Here is a 23,191-nt window from a genome sequence, read left to right on the forward strand (position 1 = left end):
CATAAATCGCGGAATCATGCTACAGAGGCGGGGAGCTGCTCCACGGAACGAAGGGAAAGAGATGGCAAAAGCCAAGGCGCCTCATCGCACTGGTTACCACCATGGCAATTTGCGGGAGGTCCTGATCGATGCCGCGGTTCAACTGGTCGAGGAAGGCGGCCCCGACAATGTGAGCGTGCGCGAAGCCGCAAAACGTGCCGGGGTTTCCCCCGGCGCGCCATTCCGTCACTTCAGCAACAAGACCGCGTTGATGACGGCTGTCGCGGAGCAGGCAATGAGCCGATTCCGCTCGGAGATCACGAATGCGGTCGAGAAGGTTGCGACGGACGATCCGATCGAACGCTTTGCCGCTGTTGGAATCGCCTATTTGCGCTGGGCAATTCGAAACCCCACCCACTTCCAGATCATCTCGACACGCAATCTTATTGATTGGGATGCTTCGGAGTCGCTGCGTCACGATAATGAAGCGGTGCGTTCGCTGATGGAAGCGTCAATGGCAGAAGCACAGCGGCGAAACATGCTCCGGTCGGACGACATGGCAGAGACCCAGATAGCCGCGAGGGCGCTCGTCTACGGGCTCGCACGCATGTACATTGATGGACATTTTGCGCAATGGGCAGTGGCAGGACATACCGGGGAGCAGACTGTGCAGAACGTATTAAAACATTTCGTCACACTCATTGTGAAATGACGGCCTGACGTAGAACCGGTCACTCGGCTGCCTCTTCGATCTTCTCCATATCGTCGTCCGAGAGGCCGAAATGGTGGCCGATCTCGTGGATCAGCACATGGGTGACGATGTCGCCCAAAGTCTCCTCGTTCTCGGCCCAGTAGTCGAGGATGGCGCGGCGATAGAGCGTGATGCGGTTCGGGCCTTCGCCGGTCTGCGGGTTCCAGCGCTCGGCGATGCCGCGTCCCTCGAACAGGCCGAGCAGGTCGAAGGGCGTTTCCAGCGACAGGTCGTCCATGATCTCGTCGGTCGGGAATTCGGCGATCTGGATGACGATCTCGCCGGTCAGCTTGCGAAAATCCTCGGGCAGATGGGCGTATGCCTCCAGCGCCAGGAACTCGATCTCGTCCATCGACGGCGAAAGCTGGTCGTGCCAAACGCGGGTCTTGTAGATGCGGGCCATGCTTTGTCCTTTGATCCCGGCATATAGGCTTTTGGGCCACAATCGGCAAATGACGCGGCGGCCAACCCCAGGATTGCTTACGGCACCGGGAGCCGTTTCGCATGGCTTGAGGGGCGGTCGGCTGTCCGACCCATGTTGGCCCTCTTATCGGAGAGGAATAAATTCCCCCATGAGTCTGCTTGACTCTTCGGGTCGCCTCTGGAATCTATAAGAACATAACAGGAACAATTGTGAGTGGACACTGACCGTCATGGCGATGAGCGCCGTGGCGCGGGAGACTGTTTTTGCCCTGCGCCGCCAGATCGCGAAGATCGAGGGAACGCTGCCCGAGCGCCTGCAGGCGCCGGCCGGCGCGGTTTCCGACGCCGGCATGGCCGCCGCGGACCGCACCGTGGTCCGGCGCGGCATCGCCGTGGCCAAGCCGGATGCTTTCCTGCGCACCGGCATCGGCCGGCTCGATGCCGCCCTCAGTGGCGATTGGGGCGGTCCTTTGGGCAGCGATTTGAGCGGCGGCCTGCCGAAAGCGGCCTTGAGCGAAATCCATGGCGTCGAGACCCGCGATGCCGGAGCCGTCGCCGGCTTCGCCCTGTCGCTCGCCAGCCTGATCCTCAAGCCCAGCCTGATTCTCAAGCCCAGCCTGGTTCTCAAGCAAGGGCCGCGATTGCCGGTGCTGTGGATCGGCACCCAGGAGGTTTTTCGCGAGGCGGGCTTTCCCTATGCCCGGGGCCTTCACGCCGCCTTCGGCATCGAGCCGGAGCAATTGCTGTTTTCCGAGGCGCCAAGGCTCGCCGATGCGCTGTGGGTCGCCGAGGAGGCGGCCCGCATGACGGCGCTCGCCGCCGTCATCCTTGAAGTCCGCGGCAATCCGCAGCGGCTGGACCTGACCGCGACGCGCCGGCTGCACGCCCGCGCGCAGAGCGCCGGCCGGCCGGTCTTCCTGCTGCGGCAGGCGGCCGAACCCGAACCGACGGCGGCGCCCGTCCGCCTCATCGTCTCGCCGGCGCCGGCAGGGCCGCGCGACACGGTCGCCGGGCCGCTTGCCGGCTCGATCGGCCGCCCCGCCTTCACCATCAGCATCGGCAAGAGCCGCACGGCCCTGCCAGGACAATTCATATTGGAGTGGAACCCCGATGAACGCATATTCGATGAAAGACGGATTGGGGAAGAACGAGCAAAGAATCCTGTCCCTGTGGTTTCCCTATCTCGCGGCCGAACGGATCCTGCGGCAGCGCCTGGGGCGGTCCTGGCGTTCCCGGCCATCGGATCACCGGCCGCTGGTGATCAGCCATCGCGACAGCAACGCGCAGCGCATCTTAGCCCTCGACGAGCGGGCTGAGGCGCTGCATCTGAAGCCCGGCATGGGCATCGCCGATGCGCGCGCCATGCATCCGTCGATCGACATAATGGAGGCCGATGCCGAAGCCGACCGGCGCCTGCTCGAAGGCCTTGCGGACTGGTGCGACCGCTATACCCCGCTGGTGGCGCTCGACGGGACCGACGGCCTGTTCCTCGACGTCACCGGCTGCACCCATCTTTTCGGCGGCGAACGCGCCATGCTGGACGAGATCCTGTCGCGCTTCTTCCATCAGGGCTTCGACGTCCGTGCCGGCCTTGCCGCGACACCCGGCGCCGCCTGGGCGGCGGCGCGGTTCTGCGGCGACCGCATCGTTGCCGGCGGCGAGGAGGAAGCGCTCCTGGGGCCCTTGCCGCTGGCGGCGCTACGCATCGCGCCGGAAACCCGCGCCAGCCTGGAAAGTGTTGGCCTGCGCACGGCGGGCGCGGTGATGGCCGCGCCGCGCGCGCCGCTCGCCCGCCGCTTCGGTGCCTCCCTGCTCTTGCGCCTCGACCAGGCGCTCGGCCGTCTCGACGAGGCGGTGTCGCCGCGCCTGCCCGTCGCGCCGCTTTCGGTCGAACGCCATTTGGCCGAGCCCGTCACGCTGACAGAGGACATAGAACGGCTGGTGGGCATGCTGGCGACGACCCTGAAGATCGACCTTGAGCGGCGCGGCGAAGGCGCGAGAAGCCTGGCGCTGCTCTTGTTCCGCGTCGACGGCGCCGTCAGCCGCATCGCGCTCGGCACGTCGCGACCGATGCGCGAACCCCGGCTGATCCAGAAATTGTTCCATGAGCGGCTGGCCGCCCTCGAGCAGCATATCGATGCCGGCTATGGCTTCGACCTGGTGCGGCTTTCGGTGCTGGCGGCGGCGGCCTTCGACATGCCGCAGGCCGACCTGACAGGCGAAACGACCGACGACGGCGCCGATATCGCGCTGTTCGCCGACCGCATCCGCGCCCGGCTCGGCGAGGGCGCGGTTCTCAAGCCGGTCGCCGTGGAAAGCCATCTGCCCGAGCGTGCCGTCGCCACCATCCCCTTCACGGAAACCCCGCGCCGCATCACGCCGCCGAAGAAACCGGACAGGATGCAGGCGCCGATGACCATCTTCCCGCCGGAGCGGCCGATCCGGCTTTTCCGCTCGCCCGAGCCGATTGAGGTGCCGGCCACCGAAATGCCCGAGGGACCGCCGCTGAATTTCCGCTGGCGGCGTGCGCTCTACAGGGTCGCCCGCGCCGAAGGCCCTGAACGCATCGCGCCGGAATGGTGGCGTGAATTTTCGAGCGACGAAGCGGCGTCGACACGCGACTATTTCCGCATCGAGGATGCCGACGGCCGCCGCTACTGGCTCTACCGGCAAGGTCTCTATGGCGGCTCTGAAATCCCGCCGCGCTGGTTCCTGCACGGGGTCTTCGCATGAACGCGCTGACCGCCATTCCCTATGCGGAATTCGGCATCCAGTCGAATTTCTCGTTCCTGCGCGGCGCCTCCAAGCCGGAGGAGCTGGTGGTCGCGGCCAAGCTCATGGGGTTCTCCGCGATCGGGCTCGCCGACCGCAACACGGTGGCGGGTGTGGTGCGCGCCTGGCAGCAGGCTAAGGTCGAGACGCTTGCCTACCACCCCGGCAGCCGGCTGGTTTTTTGCGACGACACGCCTGATATTCTCGCCTATCCGCAGAACCGCAAGGGCTGGGGGCATCTGTGCCGCATGCTCACGCAAGCCAATCTGCGCGAGGAGAACGAAAAGGGCGCGACCCTTCTGCGGCGCGACGACCTTCTCGAATGGGGGGATCTGATGTCGCTGTCGGTCCTGCCCGACCTGGCGGCGGGGGCCGAGGGCACACTAGCCCTGCTTGGCGAGCTCAAGGACCGTTTCGGTAAAAACCTGCGGCTTGGCGTTTCGCCCGATTATGCGGGAAACGACCGCTTCAGGATCGAGCAGGCGGCGGCGATGGCGGAGCTGGCCGGCCTGCCCTTGATGGCGACCAACGACGTCCTCTACCACACGGCCGAGCGGCGCCCGCTGCAGGACGTGCTGACCGCGATTCGCCTCAACATTCCCGTTTCGGAGGTCGGGCTGGAACTCACGGCGAATGCCGAGCGCCATCTGAAGCCGCCGCTGGAGATGGCGCGCCTGTTCCGCAGGCACCCGGAGGCACTGGCCGAAACGCTGCGCTTCGCGCAGGAGCTGACCTTCTCGCTCAGCGACCTTCAGTACAATTACCCCGACGAGCCGACGCAATCAGGGCTCGGCCCGCAGGCGGAGCTGGAAAGGTTGGCGCGGGAGGGGGCGGCCAGGCGCTATCCCTCGGGCGTGCCGCAATCGGTGACGAGGCGCATCGAGGAAGAGCTCGCCCTTATTGAGCGCCTGAACTATGCCCGTTATTTCCTGACCGTCCACGACATCGTCAAATTCGCCCGCAGCCAGGATATTCTCTGCCAGGGGCGCGGTTCGGCCGCCAATTCGGTCGTCTGCTTCTGCCTCGGCATCACCGAGGTCGGGCCGGAGCGAATCGACACGCTGTTCGAACGCTTCATTTCCGAGGAGAGGAACGAGCCGCCCGACATCGACGTCGATTTCGAGCATGAAAAGCGCGAGACGGTCATCCAATATATCTACGAGAAATACAGCTCCAAGCGCACCGCGCTGGCCGCCGCCGTCATCAGCTATCGCGGCCGCTCGGCGCTGCGCGAAGTGTCGAAGGCGATGGGCCTGTCCGAGGATGTCAGGGCATCGCTCTCCGGCTCGATCTGGGGCTGGTCGACCTCGGAGCTCGGCGAGAAGGAAGCCCGGGCCGGCGGCCTCGATCGCGCCGACCCCATATCGCGGCACGTGATGGAGCGTGCCAACGAGATCATGGGCTTTCCCCGTCACCTCTCCCAGCATGTCGGCGGCTTCGTCATCACCAGGGACCGGCTCGACGAGATCGTGCCCATCGTCAAGACGGCGATGGAGGAACGCAAGATGGTCGAATGGGACAAGGACGATCTCGACGCGGTCAAGATCCTCAAGGTCGACGTGCTGGCGCTCGGCATGCTGACTTGTCTCAAACGCGCCTTCACTCTGCTGACGGACCATTATCCGCAGGCGCGAGACCCTTACGGGCAGCCCTATGTCCTTGCCACCCTGCCGGAAGAGGCGAAGCCGGTCTATAAGATGATCGGTCGCGCCGACACGATCGGCGTCTTCCAGATCGAATCGCGCGCGCAGATGTCGATGCTGCCGCGTCTCAAGCCAAAAGAATTCTATGACCTTGTCATCGAGGTGGCGATCGTGCGGCCCGGCCCGATCCAGGGCGACATGGTCCACCCCTATCTGCGCCGCCGGCAAGGCAAGGAGCAGCCCGAGTATCAGAAACCGGAGCTGGAGGCGATCCTCCACAAGACGCTGGGCGTTCCTCTGTTCCAGGAACAGGCGATGAACATCGCCATCGTGGCCGGTGGCTTCAAGCCTGGCGAGGCCGACGAGTTGCGCCGCGCCATGGCCACCTTCAAGCGCACCGGCACGATCGGCAATTACCGCCGGCGCATGATCGACGGCATGGTCGGCAAGGGCTACACCCGGGATTTCGCCGAACGCTGTTTCAAGCAGATCGAGGGTTTTGGCGAATACGGCTTTCCCGAAAGCCATGCCGCCTCCTTCGCGCTGCTGGTCTATGCCTCCTGCTGGTTCAAGACCTTCTATCCCGACGTGTTCTGCGCCGCGATCCTGAATTCACAGCCGATGGGATTTTACCAGCCGGCCCAGCTTGTTCGTGATGCGCGCGACCATGGCGTCGACATCCGCGAGGTCGACGTCAATTTCTCGGTCTGGGACTGCACGCTGGAACAGGCGGCTTTCGACCCGGCCCGCATCCTGCCGCGCCATGCCGACATGCGCGGCGTCATCGCGACGCAGCACGCGGTGCGGCTCGGCTTCAGGCAGATCAAGGGACTTTCCAAGGAGCGCATGGACGCCTTCGTCGAGCGACGCGGTTCAGGCTACATATCCGTCCGGGATGTCTGGCTGCGCTCCGGCCTCGATGTCGCCGAGATCGAAAGACTGGCGCAGGCCGATGCCTTCCGCTCGCTCGGCCTCGACCGCCGCGCCGCACTTTGGGCGGTGCGCGCCCTCGACGGCAAGAGTGCCGCCGAAAAGCTGCCGCTTTTCGACCAGCCGGCGCTGCGGCTACGCGAGCTGGAGCCGGAGACGAAGCTGCCGAAAATGCCGCTCGGCGAGCATGTCATCCACGATTACCGCTCGCTCGGCCTGTCCTTGAAGGCGCACCCGGTCGCCTTCCTGCGCGAACGGCTCGACCGGGCCGGCGTGACGCCCAATGCCAGGCTGTGCTCGGTGCGGGACGGACGGCGCGTCTCGGTCGCCGGGCTCGTTCTGGTGCGGCAGCGCCCCGGCAAAGGCAATGCGGTCTTCCTGACGCTGGAGGATGACGAGGCCGTCGCCAACGTCATCTTCTGGCAGCGGACCTTCGACCGCTTCCGGCCCATCGTCATGGGCGCGCGCTTCGTCAAGGTCACCGGCAAATTGCAGTCGGAATCGGATGTCGTCCACATCGTCGCCGAGAAGATCGAGGATCTGACGCCCTGGCTGACGGTGCTGCTGGAAGAGGCAGCGCCAGCCGTGCCGGCCGGGCAGGACATCGCAAGGCTGTCGGACAAGGCGGAAAAGGTCATGCCCAGGGGGCGCAATTTTCAGTAGGCACATTCCAGTGCCTTCATCATCCACGGGCGGAGCAAGGAGCGAAGCGACGCGGCGCGAGGATTCATGCCGCGACGTCTCCGCACCGCAGCGGTGCGAAACTTGACGCTGGCGGGCGAGCCCCCCTCTGGCCTGCCGGACCCGGCCCTTCGCTGTCGCTTCGGGCGCTCCTCGTTCGCAAAGCCAAGCAATTGGCTTTGCGTCCACTTCATGGACCACTCCTCGCCCCCACAAGGGGGAGATTGGCAGTTTCAACGCTCCGCCTGCAACAATGGAGATTGGCGAAGGCGGAGATGACATTCGATCTCCCCCCTTGAGGGGGAGATGCCCGGCAGGGCAGCGGGGGACGCCGTAGAATGCCGACCTTGATAATTTTCACGTCGAGCCGGCCGGCCCGCCCAGCCGTGGCGGCAGCACGTCTTCCGCCGAGATGCTCCGTGCCTCCGAAGGCAGCATGATCGGGATGCCGTCGCGCACGGGATAGGCGAGCTTGGCGACCCGCGAGATCAGTTCGCCGCGCTCGGGATCCCAGGCCAGCGGGCCCTTGGTCAGCGGGCAAGCCAGCAGCTCCAGCATCCTGGGGTCGACATTCGCTCTCTTTCCGTCACGCCCATCCACCGCCATCGTGTCCTCTCTCAACATTCTACTGCAGGCTCGAGCCAAAATCCTCGTTCTCGCGCGCCAGCGCCATTTCGGTGATGGCGATCAGCGTTTCGGCGCGGGTCTTGAGATCGGCCGCTTCGAGCAGCGCCTGCTTCTCGGCCGGTCCATAGGGCGCCATCATCGACAGCGCGTTGACCAGCATGGCGTTTTCGGCCCGGCTGACGCTTTCCCAGTCGGCCTCCAGGTCGTTAGCCTGCAGATAGGAGCGGAACGCCCGCAGCAGCGCCGGCCGGTCGACCTCGGCGGCTGCCTGGTCGTCGTCGAGATCGGCGAGAAAGGGGGCGATCTTGCCCTGGCGGAACGGCGTCTTGACCGTCAGTTCATGGGTGACACGGAACCGGCACACGCCCTGCAGTGAAATCAGGTAGCGGCCGTCGCCGGTCTCGGAAAGCGCTATGATGCGGCCGGCGCAGCCGACATTGCAGAGTTCCGGCTCGCCATCGTCGCGCAAGGCGCCGTCGAGGCTGGGCTGGATGACGCCGATCAGCCGGGAGCCGGCGATCGCCTCGTCGACCATCTGCAGGTAGCGCGGCTCGAAGATGTTGAGCGGCATGCGGCCGCCTGGCAGCAGAAGCGCGCCCTCGAGCGGAAAGACCGGGATGGTCGACGGCAGATCCCTGGCGAGCCGGTAGTGAGCGTTTCCCGCTTGCACCTCGTTCCTCCGATCGCTTCGCCTGGGAAGCGCCTCCATGCCGCGATCCGCCTGTCGCTGCCCGGGGTTGTTGGCTTCCCGAGGGAAAGGCGGGCCGGATTCGTCCTATCTGGCGCGGCCGGCGCCAGGTGCAAGCCCCGCGCGACCATTCGGACGCGCCGGCTCAGGAAAACAGCAGCGACGACAATTTGCGCCGCGCGGCAAGCGTCGCCTCGTCCGTCATGCCCCAGGCCTCGAAGAAGCGCAGCAATTGCGCCTTGGCGCCGTCCTCGTTCCAGCCGCGGTCAGCCTTGATGATGGCCAGGAGATTGTCGGCGGCCGCATCGCGCTCGCCCCTGGCGTTCTGGACCATGGCCAGATCGAAGCGGGCCTGATGGTCGCCGGGATTCTCAGCCAGCCGGCGCTCGAACTCCGCCGGGTTGCCGAGTTCGGACGCTTGCGCGGCCAAGGTCATCCTGGCGCGCAGCGCGGCCAGCGGCGGCGCATCGGCCTTGGCCTGCGGCGCCCGCGCCAGCATCGCCTCGGCGCCTTCGGTATCACCGGCCTCGAACAGCAATTCGCCTAGCCCCGCTATCGCCTCGATCGTCTCCGGCGCCTGCTCGAGCACGGCGTCATAGATGTCGGCCGCCGTCTGCACGTCGCCGGCAGCGCGCGCCTCGGCCGCCGCCGCCAGCGCCTCGGTTACATCAGCCGCACCATTGCCCTTGCCGCCGACCTTGTCGATGAACTGGGTGATCTGGCTCTCGGGGATGGCGCCCATGAAGCCATCGACCGGCTGGCCGTCCTTGAAGGCGATGACCGCGGGAATGGACTGGATGCCGAGCTGGCCGGCGATCGAGGGATGGTCGTCGATGTTCATCTTGACCAGCTTGACCTTGCCGCCGGCGGCGCGGACCGCCTTTTCCAGTTGCGGCGTCAGCTGCTTGCACGGCCCGCACCACGGCGCCCAGAAATCCACCAGCACCGGCTGGCGGCGCGATTCCTGGATGACATCGGCGGCAAAGGCCGCGGTGGTCGTATCCTTGATGACGTCGCCGGCGGGGGCGGCGCCGGCCGCAGGTTTCTGCGGTTCCGCGCCGCCGCCATACTGCACCGTCGTGGCATACTGGCCGCCGCTGTTGCCAAAGGAGCCGCCAAACGGATTGTTGTCACTCATGTCGTCGCCCTTTCGGTGGCGCCAGCGGATCGGCGCACTGTCCTTGGTTGGAAACCGGTTTCGCCATCCATGTGGCGATCATGCCGAGACTTTCAAGATAGCAGCATCGTGCCCGGTTGCCTCGACGAATCTGACGAGGTCGCCCGATGCGATCGACGTCGTCGCCTCATTGGTCAGCGGATGCGCGTTGATCACCGCATGCCGCATCAGCGCCTCGTCGAGCACGACCCTGACCCTGTGCTGCGTGTCGTTGATCAGGCCAAACACCGTGACTGCGCCCGGGGCGACGCCCAGAAGCTCCATCAGCATCTCCGGCTTGCCGAAGGAAACGCGGCCGGCGGCGCCGATCACATGATGGATCTGCTTCAGGTCGACGACAGCATCCTCGCCGACCGTGACCAGGAAGAAGGCGTCCTTCTTGTCCTTCAGGAACAGGTTCTTGGTGTGGCCGCCGGCGATTTCGCCGCGCAGCGCCTGCGAATCGGCGACCGTATAGAGCGGCGGATGGCGTTTCGTCGAAACGGCGATGCCGAGTTCGGCAAGAAAGGCAAAGAGCTCGGCTTCGGTCCTGGGCATGGGGTTCTCGTCTTCGGCTGGTTTCCAGCCATGCCGTTTACGGCCAATGACATGGTCGAGACAAGACCGCCGCGCGACGCGGCGCCGAATCCTTCCGCCTCCCGCCGGCGGCCCGCCGGCCTCGTCCGGCGCATTGAAAAAAGCCTGCGATTTCCCTGTTGCAATCGCCGCGCTCTTCAGCCATATAGGCCCGGCTTGCGGCCCAAAGCCGCGCGAGCGGGTGTAGCTCAGGGGTAGAGCACAACCTTGCCAAGGTTGGGGTCGAGCGTTCGAATCGCTTCACCCGCTCCAATTTCCTTCAGGGGAATCAAGCAATTAAGAGGCGCCCTTCGGGGCGCCTTTTGCTTACATGGCCTTGCAAACCGACAATGTAAGCTCATTGTAAGCAAAGAGACTCGAAATCTCGGTCGCAAAATCGTGCTTCGGAATGGTTCGACCACCTCGCGCCTGAGGCGTGGGTGATGTTGGCTTGGTTGGCGTTCACCCGACGAGGCGGTTACCCCTTTCCATTGGTAGCAGGGGAAATCGCTACAATTGCAGGAAAGGCAACCACAATGATCTAAGTGGGTGTCGCACCGAGAACGAGATTCTTATGCAGCCTGATTCAATGCAGGATCTTGCTATCGCCTGTTTGGGCCGCCAGAAACGGTAGTCATTTATTCTTTTTGAGAAGTTGGCTCAGTGAACTGACGCCCTCGCGCTGCAGTACAGTGGAGAGTTTCGCATCACCACGAATGCCTTCCGCAAATTTCTCGCCATATGTCTCTCGTAGAGTGTCGACCCTGGTATTACCGTGCTTCTCGCTTATCTTTCCGTCGCGGTCACGGTGGCGACCATCCAAACCCGGCTCACGCATATCGTTATGCTCCATTTAGTGCCGACCTGTGCATCAAGCACAACTAATAGTACCACAAAGCGCTAAAAAATCAATCCTTCCCTGTCACGCTGATACCGCAGTCCGTCCTGAACGCAAAGTTGTTATAATCTAACGATTCTGGGCGACAGGACACGTAATATCGGTTCCGACACGCCCCAGGTCCCCCGCTTCGAATCGCTCTCTAGCCTGGGCGCTGGCAAAGATGATACCGACAAACACCGTGCGCTCATAAAATCGCAGAGACCAAGCCGACTCGATTCCCGGCGTATCGTCAACAACAGCGTACCTGTAATCGAGGATGTCAGGCTCTGCGTAGGCCGAGATCATCCGGTCAATCACGTCCAGGGGTACCGGCACTTTCAAAACGTCGACGAAGACCTCACCGTCCCTCACTGCGGATCGAATGCCGTGATGATGGCTGAGGCCCCTGAGGACCTTGCGCAAGGTTTGCACCACCCTGGGATCCTTGCCAGGGTAGATCATGTAGCGTTCCTGATCTTCGTGCATGACCGGCCGCATTTGGGCAATCAGATCCATCGCACGCCTTCTACCGTCAACTTCCTGCGGCTTCGACCGATCTTTCCGTCCCACAGTTCCTGCATCGGCGGGTTAGCGTCGCCGGCGATCGTCACCACGTTACGAAAATGCGCGTCATCGTCAGACGTCCCATTGTTGCAGGAAGCGCATGCCAGGATGATGATCCTCTGAACCCGGCTTGCTGATTTGGAGGGAGGATAGAGACCGCTTGGAATAACATGCTCCCTGGTCATCAAGCCGAACTCGCCACACAAAGCGCATCGCCCTGGTCTTGTCTTGCCCATCACCATCTACCTTGGCCAATCAGGTATGATCAGAACGAACTCTGGTCTAGCGGGCCGGCACTCGCTCCTGACAGATCGTGACCCAGCTCAAGGTGAAGGTCCTCGCTTCTGTCCGGATCTAGAGCCCACGCGGCTGTATGAGGCATGTCGGCCTTCCGCGTAGCCACTTGGTCAAGTACCTCGACAAGTTGCTCGACACCGGCCCCACGCCCGCGTGGGGAAACGGCGTATCGGTACCCGTATCCAATGCCGATCTTTCTAATGAACAGCTCTTTTTCGGGCACTTGGCTCGAAACACTTGAAAGCAGCATTAGGCGCAGCACTCTAAGAGCCATAGGGCTTTGCTTTCGAGATCGTTTGGATACGGGTCGGCAGGGTCGTTTTAATGGCAGCGACGGTATTGCGACAATGCAATTAGTGAACCTAGGCCTAAAACACCCCGGAAGGAGTGCCCTTGTGGAAAACTCTACGCTGAACGTCGAAGAGATGCTCCTGGCGATCAGGCAGACCCAGAAGGCTTTGAAGCGCGGGGACGCGCTGCTCTCAAAAGTTGCCAGAGCAGGTCTCAGGGTACCTGATGTTCTGGCTTCGATGGTCGAGCCCACACTGAAGCTCCAGGCCGCGATGCGAACGGAGCTCATCGAGCTAGAAAGGGCCTTCGACGAGGCCATGCGCGGAGAAGATTAGCATATCCGAGGATGAGAACGTTTCCGCCGGCTCGAACCAACACACTGAAAATGAATGTTATTCGTCTTGCGGGGTATCCTATGTACCACCTACCCGCTAACAGCTCGAGGGTGAACTCGGCCGCCATCTTCGTATTTATACGTCAGACAACGTGGTCACCGTGAGGATTCAGAAGACAATGGATCAGGAATTTGGCAAGAGGCAAGACGGGCGCGATGTTGGGGATGGGACCGCCGAGTACCCACTTCCCGAGAGGCATTCCCGCTTCGCCTAGAGGCAAGAGAATGGTGCGGTAGTCAGGTATGCTCGGATATCGCAAACGACCCTTTATTCAGGCGCATAGCCTGCTCCAAAAGCTGCGCGGCGATCAGTCGAACCTCGCCGTTCTTAAAGAGTTGCAAATCTTGCTCCTGCAAGAGGTTATGCGTGCAGAAAAACAAATCCGTTCGCTGAAGGTGGCGTTGAAGCCCCTCGTGATGAACAAATCCGCTGCTCGGGCGAAAGCAAGCACCAAGCGCATTGAAGCCCTCCGAGATACCATCTTCATTTGGAAGTGTTTTGGCGACGCAATCGCTTTCATCTACCTCGATAAATATGCCCTGAAGCACACCTTTTATAGCACCGAGTATTTTAAGCCAAAAAACGAGGCTGGATTTTTGTTCGGCAAGGAAGGCTTGCCCAACGAGCTTGCGGTGATGTTTTCCGCTCTAGAGCACAACGTACCGACGATGCTCTGCGACCTAACAAATACGATCCGCCACGGCGATATCTGTATGATGGGTGAAAGCGACCCCTACCTAGTCGAAGTGAAGTCTTCGAAAGGCTTGGACCGCAGGGGCAGAAAGCAGAGGAAGAACCTCGAAATCCTACGCGAATTTTATGAAACGGATCGATCTAGCCGTCTGCGCGGGATGGCGGTGACCAGGGAGAGCCAAACGATTCCGGAATGGGACTATGCGGCGGAGCTCAACACTTGCATCGCCGACGCGTTAGAGCATGGGATCGGGACGTGTCTTCCAGAGCCTGGCCTTCATTACATCGTGCTGCGAACCAGAGACGCTAAAGTGGATGAGGCATTGGCCGCCGTCAAACTGGAAGCGCCATTGATGTACATGATGAACGCGGAACGGCGGGATAGGACCTGGGCTCCTTATTACCCTTTCACGCTGACAATCAATGACAGAGATCACCTGTGGGCATTTTTGCGCGGCGACGTCTACATCATTGTCTTGGTGGGGACGAAATATCTCGAAAGCATAGCCAAAGATTTGGGGTTCGAAGCCGTTTTCGACATTAATGGTGGCAGTTACCCCCTCACCGTAACGTTCGGCCCGGAAGAGAAGATGCAATTCTCCGAATATCTGCTTGCGAGGATCGGCTTTGACTGTGTCTCGCCGAGTTGGCTCATCAGAGAGTCTATTGAGAGGTTTCGGCTCCTCAGCGCGGCTCATGCAAAGGAGTTTAGAACGTGGGCGCCATCCGAACCCAATGACCCTATCATCGACGAGAAGAGCGGGTCTGACAAGATTGAGGTGCGGCAATCTCCCCTTTATACAATCGTCGTGCCTTCTAAATTGAATTAGGCTGCGGAAAAGCGCCCATGCAGACCGCCTGTCACTGATACCCGAACTTTCTATAGAAATCTCGGCGCGGCTACGTATCAAGTCGCGGTCCCTGCAATGCCCGAATCCCTATTCGTCAATCATTTTTCAGATAGCTTCAACTTGGCCTTTATCCATCCGGTTTGATCAGATTCCCACGGACCGGACTAGCGCGGTCGGCCAGTGTAGGCTTAAGGCTGCGGTTGTTGAAGTTGCCGGCTTCATGACGCAAAACCTAGGGAATGACAGTTCGAAAAAGGGCAAACCGTCTTCAACTGCCGCCGCTTGTTGCAGGCGAATGGCGCGGTGAAATCGTCGGCTCAGCCAACATCAATTTTGGCCAGTCCGTGCAGCCCGGACCACCACGCCAATCAGTCGAGTTCAGCTATGTCATCCTGGCCGCGTCGCTCATCATGCCGAACGCAGCATTCAGATGGCCTGGCGTCGTCATGATCATGGCCCCCACTCCCATGAAGACGGAACATCCTGACGCGGGCGCACTTTTTGAATCCGATCAGCTGGCGTCGCTGAGCCTCTCTCTTGAAGTCACCAGGGCGCAATTTTCGGACATGCTGCCACGCTTCGAAGCGAGACGATTCAGGGAGTTTCACTTCACGGTAGAGGAAAAGGAGGGAGGCAATAGATGGCCGGTGCGAAGCTGGGGCATGGGAACCGCCGCGCTTTGATTTACCTGCTTACGATACTCCCAGGTTGCTACGAAACCGCAGCAACCGCCTTTCAAATGGTCTTCCAGCTGGCGGGCATGGGTTCGGTCGCCTTGGTATCCCTATAGGCGTCGGGTTCCGCTAATTCCTCGCCCAATGCTGCAATAACAGATGCCATGCGACCACGCACTCGTGGAGGAAGATGCATCAGCCCCTCGATCAGGCGCCGGCCTTCCGCGCTTGCAATGAAGTCGATGCGCTCGTCGACAGGCAGTGGCGAAGCTTCACGGCTGGTCTCATTCCCAGGCAGGCCTTCGAAGAAGCGACTGACGGGAACGTCCAAGGACCTGCCGATCTCATAGAGCATGGAAGCACTCACGCGATTCCTCGCGTTCTCATACTTCTGGAGCTGCTGGAAGCTGATACCGATGGATCGGGCAAGCTGTGCCTGCGAGACATCCGACTGGACGCGAACGATCGCGATCTGCCTGCCGACATGCTGATCGGCGGGATGAGGCGCGCTCTCCGCTCCGGCCCTTGCCCACACCTCGAATCTGGTGCGCTTCGACTCCGGAAAAGTCTTCTGATGCTGCATCTATCACTCCAAACTGGAGAGTTTGTCGCGGTACGCTTTTGCGAACCCACCAAACCTTCAAATGATCGGGGAGTGCAAAACCTTCCTAGTCGGCTCTGTGGCCTTTGGTTTCGGGTAATCCGGATTACCCGAATGGTCATAGAGTTTGATGCCGTTTTGGCGGCACCAATCGCCAGTAGGGTCTTGCAGCCCAGAGATCCTCGTCTCATCTGCGAGACGATCGCCACCGCCACAAACGCAGATACATATTATAGTTGATAAACTCAAAGTGTGTAAGTTGCCAAGTCTGCGCACATGGACATGCGCAAACTCGTGGGCCGAAACTTCGGTCGCTTGCGTCGGGAGAAGGGCCTGACCCAGGAAGAGGTGGAGGCGCGTTCAGGGTTCAGCCAGCAATATCTAAGCGGTTTGGAACGCGGTCGTCGCAACCCGACGGTCATCACGCTCTATGAGTTGGCTCAGGCAATACATGTGAGCCATGTTCAACTTGTCGAACCCGACGTTGATGAGACTTAGATAGCTGCAATAGCAAACCGATTCGCTTCTTGTGAGACGCGCTTTGCGAAAGCGCTCGTAGTCAGTTCCCCGGCCTTGAGATGGCTTGTGTCCTGACCGTCGATCTGGCGACGCATGGTAGCAATGTGCCGCCGCCACCTGGCTCTCCAATGAGCTTGCCGTGCCAACATTGTCCTGGCTGATTCTGGTTTATGATTTCAGTTGCCCGTGGCCAGAAGTTCGAGGCCTACTTGCAACCGATTTCGTCCAGCCGGTCGGCAGGGCCGGCACGCGAGGCCTCGAATGACTAGCGACATCTCATTGACGTCGACTTTCGAGAGCCGGCCACGAGCGAGTTGCGACTCTCGAATGACTTGCTTACTCGCGTTGACGAATGGCGTCGAAATCAGCCAGATCTTCCCATCAGATCAGCAGCTTCCTGCGGGTTGGTGGAGGCTGGCCTATGGTTTTAATGACTCTGCGGTCTGAAATGGGGCCGTACGCGGACTGACCGCTTTGGCGGCATAGATCAGAAAGCTGCCGTTGACTTGGCCGTCAGCTAACGGCGGATTCCGACCGCATTTCGGTCGTTGAGCCATTTGTGGACAATGACCGAAAGCGGCCATCAGACGTGCGCGAACTTAGGTAAGGGGCGGCAAGCGAATTTCAGCGGCGTCTGTAAGACATAAAGCGACGTTGGACCTGAAGTCTGGTCAGCGGCACGCTCCATCTAAGCACCTCCCAGGATCCGTTCAGCGCCGCGATGGCCCGCCGAGATGGCGGTCGTACGTGCTATAGGTTAACGACCTGTAAGATGCCACGACCCGCACCTTCGTACGGGTCACGCTTTCGATGGAGGAAGCCCGGCCATGCCTGAATGGGACGAATATAGGATTGCAATCCCGAAGGATGGCGAGCGAGCGGACAACGTGTCCGAGCTAATGGAAGTACACCACGTGGTTCACGCTCCCGCAGCAAGAGCCATTCTCGAACATGGCAGCATCCGCGCAGGGATCGTCTATGACGAAAGTCGGATGAAGCAGACCCGGAACGTGGTCGTTTGGCTCTCGGCGAACCAATGGACGTACGGTTCGATCTACGGCTCTGTTCAATTCACTTTCCCATGGCTGCCGCTGATTGCGGGAAAGCGCTTCTATTGGGTTGAAGCCATGCGCTACGGCAACCCTGCCTACAGGATCCTGATCACGGACAAGGATCTGAGCTCGCTCAAGTTCCTGACCCCATACGATCCATCGGTCGATCGAGGACCACTTCGAGTAAGAAACGGAACTTGGTACTGGAATTCCCGCGATACATCCGAGTTCATGGTGGACCGAGATTTGGATCTCTCTGAGTGCATCGACTTCAAGGGGGTTCAGCACAAGCGTGACGGATGCAGGCTGTACGGACCCGGCTGCTCAGAGCGGAATAACTCTCATTTCATCACTGGAGGACGGATGCTCGCCTTCCTGCTCGCCAGCGGAAATCATGCGGTGGATCCTGCTCTGCGCATTCTGCCCGAAGGATTGTCGAGGAGCCTCTCCCCGAGCGTAGACCAGGGGGCGAGCAGCATCTGGTTTGATCTGGTCGTTAACGGCGCTACCCGTTTTGAGGGCAAAGTTAGAAAGCCGGAGCGGTCAGTGCCCATGGTGCGCGGTGCTCTGGCGCTGCTGGGCGCTGGCCGGCCTGATGAAGCACGCGGCCTCGTTTCACTGCTGGAGGATGAAACGGTGTTCGAGGCAGCCCTGACTGCTATCGTGAACGATCACTTCGGCATAGATGACTGGCGCTTGATACCCTAGCCTTAGGAGGCCGGTCCCCGACGAGCACACATGTCGGTGCAGGGCGTGCACGGAGCGAAAAGAACATGTTGAACAGCGTCGGGCTTCGGTGGATCACTGACGACGCAGCGGAGCACGAGTCTTTGAGGCCCGAGCATGCCGTCGGCCCGTACCTGACCGTCACCGATTCCGATATCGATAGCTTTAACGATGCGTTCTCGGACGAGATAGACTCGGATTTTGCATCGAGCATCTGCTGCTGCGACGCCTGCTTCGACGACTTCAGGGACCATTGGCCGGACGTGCCGTTTCGCAGAATGGAGTTCCAGACACAGTCCATGAGCGTGTTCTACGCGGTCGACAACACCCGCCTGCCCGGTACCTGGAGTCCGGCGGAGATCTCGACTCTGCGCCATTTTGTTCGATGCGAAAGGTGCGGTGAATACGTGGCGGGCAACATCTGGATCTACGAGCACACCTTCAGCAACGTGGCGGAGATAGAAAGCCAGATCGACCAGCTGCTAACGATCGGGGACGAAACGCCTTTCCTGCTGCTTGAGCAAGAATTTGCCCGCCGCGTACTGGCGCACATCCGGAGTTCCGTCGAGAGTGCCGGTACATTGGCTGCCGGCACGCCGCTGTTCCGTGCACGTACGGCGGCGAGCATATCTTCTTCAGGTCAGGACGCCGGCGATCTCCAGGCCTACGCACCGCCGCCGACCCGGCTAGTCGGCGAAGGACGCTTCAACCATGCCGGCACGCCGATGCTCTATCTGGCGAGTTCGCCCGAGGTCGCCGGCGCTGAAATCGGCGCACCCGGAGAGCCCTGTCTGATAGCGGAGTTGGTGACGTCCCGTCCGCTCGTTCTTCTCGATCTCGTCGACATCGACGAGGAAGCTCCGGGGTACGAGCTGATGGCGCCGCTGGCGAGCTCCGCACTTCTGGCCGCACCCCGAAGCGGGGAGGGCTGGCTGAAGAAGCAGTATGTCTTCTCCCGGTTCGTCGCCGACTGCGCCCGTGCGGCCGGCTATGGAGCGATCCGGTATGCGTCGACCAAGAACATCGACGGGACCAACATCGTGATCCTCGTTCCTCCTCTTCGCATCGAGGAGATCGTCTCCCTGGCCGGCGTAGAACAGTCGCTTGGGCTCGCTGTCCCGGAACGCTACTGAAGACCGGAATGCGCTGCGCCGGCTGGTTCCGACGACTACAGCAGAGCCGCCATGAACCTCAGACCGTCACGAGACATTTCGAAACGGATGCCGGGGTATCGCGGCGAGGCCTGTTCTTCCCAATTTATGTTCATATGCTTGACGTCACTGCCTGCAATGGCATGCCACTGCCCTAGGGTCGGCAAAGGAGGTCTCCATACTATGACCACGTCCCACAACTGTTCTTCGTCGGTTCGGTAAGACACCAGTTCCCGACTGAGCAGAAAAGCCTCCGGCAGACGGCTCGAAAGCGATGTCGCGTTCCAGAACTCCATCGAAATCAGCTGGCGGGCCGACAGTCGGACGGGAGCGCCGTATTCGAACTCGGGCAGGGGTTCCGTGCTCTGCGGCCTCGTCAGTTCATCGTGCAGCAGCCGGCTCAAGAGCAGGAGGTCACTGCCGTTGGTACAGCGAATTTCTCGCCGGACTAACCAGTCGTGGAGATGCTGGGGGGTATCCAGCGGTGCATGCGGCATCATGTCGGGGAAGGTATCTTCATACTGCTCGCCGCGTCCGAACTGGACCGAGGCATTCTCCCGTTCGTAGAGAGGCACGGGTCGCGTCATGTTGCTGCGGGCGATGAACAGCTCGAACAGTATCCAGCCCCGACGGCGCATGGCTTCGCGATCGTCGGCATGGTCTTGGCCGGTTCTGCTGACCAAACATATGTTATCGCACTGCGCGACGGTTTGTCGGATGGAGTTCAGCCCGGCGGTGAAGAGTCTGTTCTCGTCGGCGTTGCGCGGGCGCTGGGGCAGACTCATGTAGTCGTACCAGAAGCATGTCCCGGCTTCATGATAGTGATAGTCTTCGGCAAGGTTCCGCAATGCCCGGAGTTGCCATCCCGACGGGTCGGGATGGTCCGGGCCGTCCCAACGGTGCGTCACGAACATCGGCGTCCTGCGCAGGGGCTTCGCGGCGATCAGCTCGGGGTAGGATCGCACTATCGTCTGGAAGCTTGGCAGTCTTGCACTCGCGCCCTGCAGCTCGCTCCACTTGCGGAACGCCTCCAAGTCGATGAACAAACCGGCATCCGGATTGAGCATAGGTCATGCAGTCCTTGACGAGCCCTCTGTGGCCGATATGCGACCTGATGGCTCCTGTTCCTAACGAACCGCGGCCCTTCGGTCGAGACCGGAGGCATGAACAAGCAGCCGACCCGTCGTTCGGCTAGCACACGCCTCAGGAGCCACCGCGACCGCCATGCTGCCGACTAGCTGCATGGCGTTGAGCACTGCCGCCGCAAAGAAAGGCGGTCGGTTACGACGATTCGGTGCGGCTGGCCGTTGAGATCGAAGAAGACGCGGACCTCGCAGCCCAAATTGAACAACTGCGATGCTGGATGGCGGCATGTCTGTTGGTTTCCTCTGAACAGATGATGCGTCAGTATGAGTCCGCTTCCGCGTGAGGACACCTAAAAGCGGTCTGTCTGCTTCCCACGCCATTTCAGCCGCCTGCCGCACCCTTGAGGGGACGTCGGCTTTTAGGAAATCGAAGAGGGGTCGTGGAGGGGCGGAATTGGGCGCATACCAGACATTGATTAGCTGACGGTGAGGCGCGCCGCTGTCTCATCCCTTCCACATGGTGGATCGGAGAACGACCTGCATATGCAATGCGAGGTCGAGTTCGCCGCGCGCCTCGATCTCTAAGAGATATCGGGCCTTGGCCAGGCGATCCCCCTCCCCGACGGCAGGATAGCCGCAGATGGCGAGCAGAGCCCTCTCCTCTTCCCGGCTGGCTCTGGCGAGATCGCCGGTGCCACCGCCTATCTCGTGCAGAGCTTTGCCGAACTCAACATAGGCTGCCTTGTGCGCCTCAATCAGCGCTCGCAGATAACTGGACGGCTCTTGGTCTCGGCTCGGCGGCTTTGCGCCAAGCGCCGTTGCCGTCATCGACGAGGCGACGACTGCGCTGCCGGAGTGGAGGAGCAAGGCGCGGCGATTGATCCTAGACATGGCAACCTCTCCCATTTGCTTTGATGGCGATCAGGCCAGTGGCGTAAGAACCATGAGACCGTAACACGACGGTTTGCGTATTCGTGTCAGGATGGCCAGATTTCTCGCCGTCGAGAGCCTGTGCGGCTGGGCGATGCACAGCGCCCGCATCTCGGAAAGGATGCCGCCTCCGACCGCCCTGCGGAAGCTTCGATTTGCGCGCGGCCTTGTCGCGTCCGCGCGCTTTCATTGTGGCGGTGAAGCCTATGTATCCGCCGTACGGAGGATGGCGCCTGCCGACAAGCCTGCGCTCGGCTGCCACCCTATCGCCGGCGCTGGCGACGTTGGCTCTGCCCGCCGGGGTGAAACCCCTCTGCTGCAGCGAGCCGCTCGCCGATAGCGGGCCACGGCGCGCGCGCCGTCAGGCCAGGTCGGCGAGGTTTCTAACGTGATCTATTCAACAGCTCATTGTCTACCGACGAGCGGCAACCCCAAGAACAGTCTTTGACCACGCCCTCCTTTCCCGGCCCCAGCCCCCACAAAGCCAGCCCGGCGGCCGCACATCGCACTAAGCTGCGGACGAAGAACGAAAATCGACGATATTGAGAGGTGCAGGGAAAACCCGCACCTCGCGAAAATGGCGAATAGCCTATTGAAACAACACGACCGGACGACGCCGCACCTCGCGGCCTTTTATCTCGCCATCGCTCTCGGTCTCATTCCGCCGCCTTCCCTCGACAGATCCAAACCCTCGCTCCGCCACGAGGCAATGTCCGGCTGACCCCTGTTGCGCGAGGAACTGCGAAAGGAAGCCGATCACTTCTAGAGCGTCCCCGTGGCGCTCACCGGGAGCGCCGCCGCATCTCCAGCCGATCTGCAGCCGCCTTGATGATGTAAGCGCATCCCTGGCACGATCGAGGGCAAGTTGGAGTTGCTCGATTTGACCTCAAATGGCACTGGCCAGCCCGTCATATCGACACTGCGAAGGCGTGCCAAAAAGCAGCCTGGCTGAACAAATGGAGGTAAGCCGACGTGTGGCAGAAAGACATTCTTGTGTTGCCTGACGATCTGATTGCGTTCGCCTGGTCTGCGCCGATGCGGGACTTGGCGGCGAAGCTCGAACTGTCCGACGTCGGGCTGAAGAAGCTGCTGACGCGATGTGGCGTTGCGTCGCCGCCGCAAGGATATTGGAACAAAATCCGTGCCGGAAAGAGTGTGCCAGCGGTACCCAAGGCGCCACCACGGCGCCCGGGTGAAATGGGCCGAGCAAGTGTCGACGCCCGCTTCAAAAAGGTGCTGTCGATTGCAGCCCCTCTTCCATCCAACGGGCCGTTTGCATCCGCTCTGGTTCCAGAAGACCTCGACGAACTCCACGCACAAGAGTTGAAGGCGATTGGCAAAGTATCCGTCCCGCAGACGTTGGACAGGCCCCACGAAGGGCTCGTTCAACTGCTCAAGCAGGAGCAGCGTCGCCGCGATAAAAATGCAAAACGCGAGTGGACCTTCGACGAACCCAAGTTCGACAATCCACTGGGCAAGCGGCGGCTGAAAATCTTCAATGCGCTGTTTTTGGCGCTCAGCAAGCGCGGCCATGACGGTGATGCCTACGAGCGCGATGGAGAAATTCACGCGCGAGCAGCAATCGGCGACACCTATCTTGGTCTGGACATAGGAATAGTCGGCAGCCACCGCACCGTGCGTCAGCAGGGGTACGTGCGGCCGGCGCCAGACCTGCCAGCATCTACCCCGCTCGCGCTGCGGATCGATCCGGGTTTCGACCGCAAGAATACAGTTTCTTGGCAGGATGACGGTGACACCAAGCTTGAATCTAAGATTGCTGAAATCGCGGCTACGATCATCGTGGCGGGCGAGAAGAAGTTCCGACTTGGCCTGCGGGAAGCCGAGGAGCGTGCAGAGCGGGAGCGGATTGAAAAGGAGAAGCAGCGCCAGGAATGGCTAGTTCAACTCAACCAAAAGCGCCTGCAAAACCTGCGGACCAGCGGGGAGCTGCTACGTCAGGCTGAAGATATTCGCGCGCTTGTTGAGCGCGTCCGTCGCGCGATCGATGAAGGTTCGGCTGATATCGATGCCTCGGCACTGGAAGCATGGCAACGTTGGGCACTGGCAGAAGCAGACAGGATCGATCCAGTGCGGTCTGGTCAGATTTTAACGCATCTCAACGAGCCGTCGCTATAGTAAGTCGACCTACGCGTTACTGACCGACTGCCCGGCTGCAGGCGAATATGGCGGGGAGCGATTTTGAAATAGCGAAGTGACGAGACGCGCGACGCCATGGATCTTACACTACGAAGTTTG

General features: G+C 61.3%; 21 protein-coding genes and 1 tRNA gene. 12 read left to right on the plus strand and 10 right to left on the minus strand.

Translation table 11 applies throughout. The annotated features are described in order from the left end of the window. Positions 1–61: 61 nt before the first annotated feature. Positions 62–691 (plus strand): TetR/AcrR family transcriptional regulator, encoded by a 630-nt coding sequence (locus FJ428_RS10595; RefSeq protein ID WP_140514082.1) that lies wholly within the window; start codon positions 62–64, stop codon positions 689–691. A gap of 19 nt (positions 692–710) precedes the next feature. Here FJ428_RS10595 and FJ428_RS10600 read toward each other — a convergent pair whose 3' ends face one another. Next, entirely contained in the window at positions 711–1,133 is a 423-nt protein-coding gene (locus FJ428_RS10600; RefSeq protein WP_140554748.1) for a metallopeptidase family protein, read from the minus strand. Positions 1,134–1,383: 250 nt separating this feature from the next. Between FJ428_RS10600 and FJ428_RS30645 the strand changes: the two genes are divergently transcribed. From FJ428_RS30645 to FJ428_RS10615, 3 genes are read left to right on the plus strand one after another with little or no spacing between them, the layout of a single operon-like run. Then, positions 1,384–2,469 carry a hypothetical protein gene (locus FJ428_RS30645; protein WP_140879398.1) on the plus strand — a complete coding sequence of 362 codons (1,086 nt, stop codon included), beginning with the start codon at positions 1,384–1,386 and terminating at the stop codon, positions 2,467–2,469. Further along, entirely contained in the window at positions 2,411–3,886 is a 1,476-nt protein-coding gene (locus FJ428_RS10610; RefSeq protein WP_140628317.1) for a DUF6504 family protein, read from the plus strand. The genes FJ428_RS30645 and FJ428_RS10610 overlap by 59 nt, the downstream gene beginning before the upstream one ends. Beyond that, positions 3,883–7,161 (plus strand): error-prone DNA polymerase, encoded by a 3,279-nt coding sequence (locus FJ428_RS10615; RefSeq protein WP_140759103.1) that lies wholly within the window; start codon positions 3,883–3,885, stop codon positions 7,159–7,161. The genes FJ428_RS10610 and FJ428_RS10615 overlap by 4 nt, the downstream gene beginning before the upstream one ends. 375 nt (positions 7,162–7,536) lie before the next feature. On the opposite strand, the gene FJ428_RS10620 is transcribed toward FJ428_RS10615, so the two are convergent. The 4 genes from FJ428_RS10620 to FJ428_RS10635 form a co-directional block, all read right to left on the minus strand. Beyond that, positions 7,537–7,785 carry a Trm112 family protein gene (locus FJ428_RS10620; protein WP_140879399.1) on the minus strand — a complete coding sequence of 83 codons (249 nt, stop codon included), beginning with the start codon at positions 7,783–7,785 and terminating at the stop codon, positions 7,537–7,539. A gap of 19 nt (positions 7,786–7,804) precedes the next feature. Next, positions 7,805–8,476: an LON peptidase substrate-binding domain-containing protein gene (locus tag FJ428_RS10625; protein ID WP_140514078.1), complete on the minus strand. Its 672-nt coding sequence runs from the start codon at positions 8,474–8,476 to the stop codon at positions 7,805–7,807. A 163-nt stretch (positions 8,477–8,639) separates the two neighbouring features. Then, positions 8,640–9,632 carry a thioredoxin gene (gene trxA / locus FJ428_RS10630; RefSeq protein WP_140514077.1) on the minus strand — a complete coding sequence of 331 codons (993 nt, stop codon included), beginning with the start codon at positions 9,630–9,632 and terminating at the stop codon, positions 8,640–8,642. Between the two features lie 78 nt (positions 9,633–9,710). Further along, positions 9,711–10,208, minus strand: coding sequence for a prolyl-tRNA synthetase associated domain-containing protein (locus tag FJ428_RS10635; RefSeq protein ID WP_140524511.1), 498 nt, complete (start codon positions 10,206–10,208; stop codon positions 9,711–9,713). 216 nt (positions 10,209–10,424) lie between these two features. On the opposite strand from FJ428_RS10635, the gene FJ428_RS10640 reads away from it, so the two are divergent. Next, positions 10,425–10,499: transfer RNA gene (locus FJ428_RS10640), tRNA-Gly, on the plus strand. A gap of 361 nt (positions 10,500–10,860) precedes the next feature. On the opposite strand, the gene FJ428_RS10645 is transcribed toward FJ428_RS10640, so the two are convergent. Together FJ428_RS10645 and FJ428_RS10650 are read right to left on the minus strand one after the other, a co-directional pair. Beyond that, the gene (locus tag FJ428_RS10645; protein ID WP_140879400.1) at positions 10,861–11,064 is read right to left on the minus strand and encodes a hypothetical protein; all 204 of its coding nucleotides are present in this window, start codon (positions 11,062–11,064) and stop codon (positions 10,861–10,863) included. 129 nt (positions 11,065–11,193) lie between these two features. Next, entirely contained in the window at positions 11,194–11,622 is a 429-nt protein-coding gene (locus FJ428_RS10650; RefSeq protein ID WP_140879401.1) for a hypothetical protein, read from the minus strand. A 740-nt stretch (positions 11,623–12,362) separates the two neighbouring features. On the opposite strand from FJ428_RS10650, the gene FJ428_RS10655 reads away from it, so the two are divergent. From FJ428_RS10655 to FJ428_RS10665, 3 genes are all read left to right on the plus strand, one after another. After that, complete coding sequence (locus tag FJ428_RS10655; protein ID WP_140879402.1) at positions 12,363–12,593, plus strand: hypothetical protein; 231 nt, start codon at positions 12,363–12,365, stop codon at positions 12,591–12,593. Between the two features lie 302 nt (positions 12,594–12,895). Then, the gene (locus tag FJ428_RS10660) at positions 12,896–14,176 is read left to right on the plus strand and encodes a hypothetical protein (protein ID WP_140879403.1); all 1,281 of its coding nucleotides are present in this window, start codon (positions 12,896–12,898) and stop codon (positions 14,174–14,176) included. 260 nt (positions 14,177–14,436) lie between these two features. Further along, positions 14,437–14,880, plus strand: a complete 444-nt coding sequence (locus FJ428_RS10665) for a hypothetical protein (protein WP_224519129.1) — start codon at positions 14,437–14,439, stop codon at positions 14,878–14,880. 52 nt (positions 14,881–14,932) lie between these two features. Here the strand turns inward: FJ428_RS10665 and FJ428_RS10670 are convergent, their stop codons facing one another. Then, entirely contained in the window at positions 14,933–15,454 is a 522-nt protein-coding gene (locus FJ428_RS10670; RefSeq protein WP_140879404.1) for a helix-turn-helix domain-containing protein, read from the minus strand. A gap of 294 nt (positions 15,455–15,748) precedes the next feature. On the opposite strand from FJ428_RS10670, the gene FJ428_RS10675 reads away from it, so the two are divergent. From FJ428_RS10675 to FJ428_RS10685, 3 genes are all read left to right on the plus strand, one after another. Next, positions 15,749–15,970, plus strand: a complete 222-nt coding sequence (locus tag FJ428_RS10675) for a helix-turn-helix transcriptional regulator (protein WP_140879405.1) — start codon at positions 15,749–15,751, stop codon at positions 15,968–15,970. Positions 15,971–16,818: 848 nt separating this feature from the next. Then, complete coding sequence (locus tag FJ428_RS10680) at positions 16,819–17,751, plus strand: hypothetical protein (protein ID WP_140879406.1); 933 nt, start codon at positions 16,819–16,821, stop codon at positions 17,749–17,751. A gap of 65 nt (positions 17,752–17,816) precedes the next feature. After that, positions 17,817–18,902 (plus strand): RES family NAD+ phosphorylase, encoded by a 1,086-nt coding sequence (locus tag FJ428_RS10685; RefSeq protein WP_140879407.1) that lies wholly within the window; start codon positions 17,817–17,819, stop codon positions 18,900–18,902. A 35-nt stretch (positions 18,903–18,937) separates the two neighbouring features. Here FJ428_RS10685 and FJ428_RS10690 read toward each other — a convergent pair whose 3' ends face one another. Then, entirely contained in the window at positions 18,938–19,987 is a 1,050-nt protein-coding gene (locus FJ428_RS10690) for a hypothetical protein (RefSeq protein ID WP_140879408.1), read from the minus strand. A gap of 522 nt (positions 19,988–20,509) precedes the next feature. Then, positions 20,510–20,896 (minus strand): hypothetical protein, encoded by a 387-nt coding sequence (locus FJ428_RS10695; RefSeq protein ID WP_140879409.1) that lies wholly within the window; start codon positions 20,894–20,896, stop codon positions 20,510–20,512. A gap of 1,011 nt (positions 20,897–21,907) precedes the next feature. Here FJ428_RS10695 and FJ428_RS10700 point away from each other — a divergent pair. After that, positions 21,908–23,071, plus strand: a complete 1,164-nt coding sequence (locus FJ428_RS10700; protein WP_140879410.1) for a hypothetical protein — start codon at positions 21,908–21,910, stop codon at positions 23,069–23,071. The last annotated feature ends 120 nt before the right edge of the window (positions 23,072–23,191 follow it).

This window comes from Mesorhizobium sp. B2-8-1 (genome assembly GCF_006440955.1).
Classification (GTDB): domain Bacteria; phylum Pseudomonadota; class Alphaproteobacteria; order Rhizobiales; family Rhizobiaceae; genus Mesorhizobium.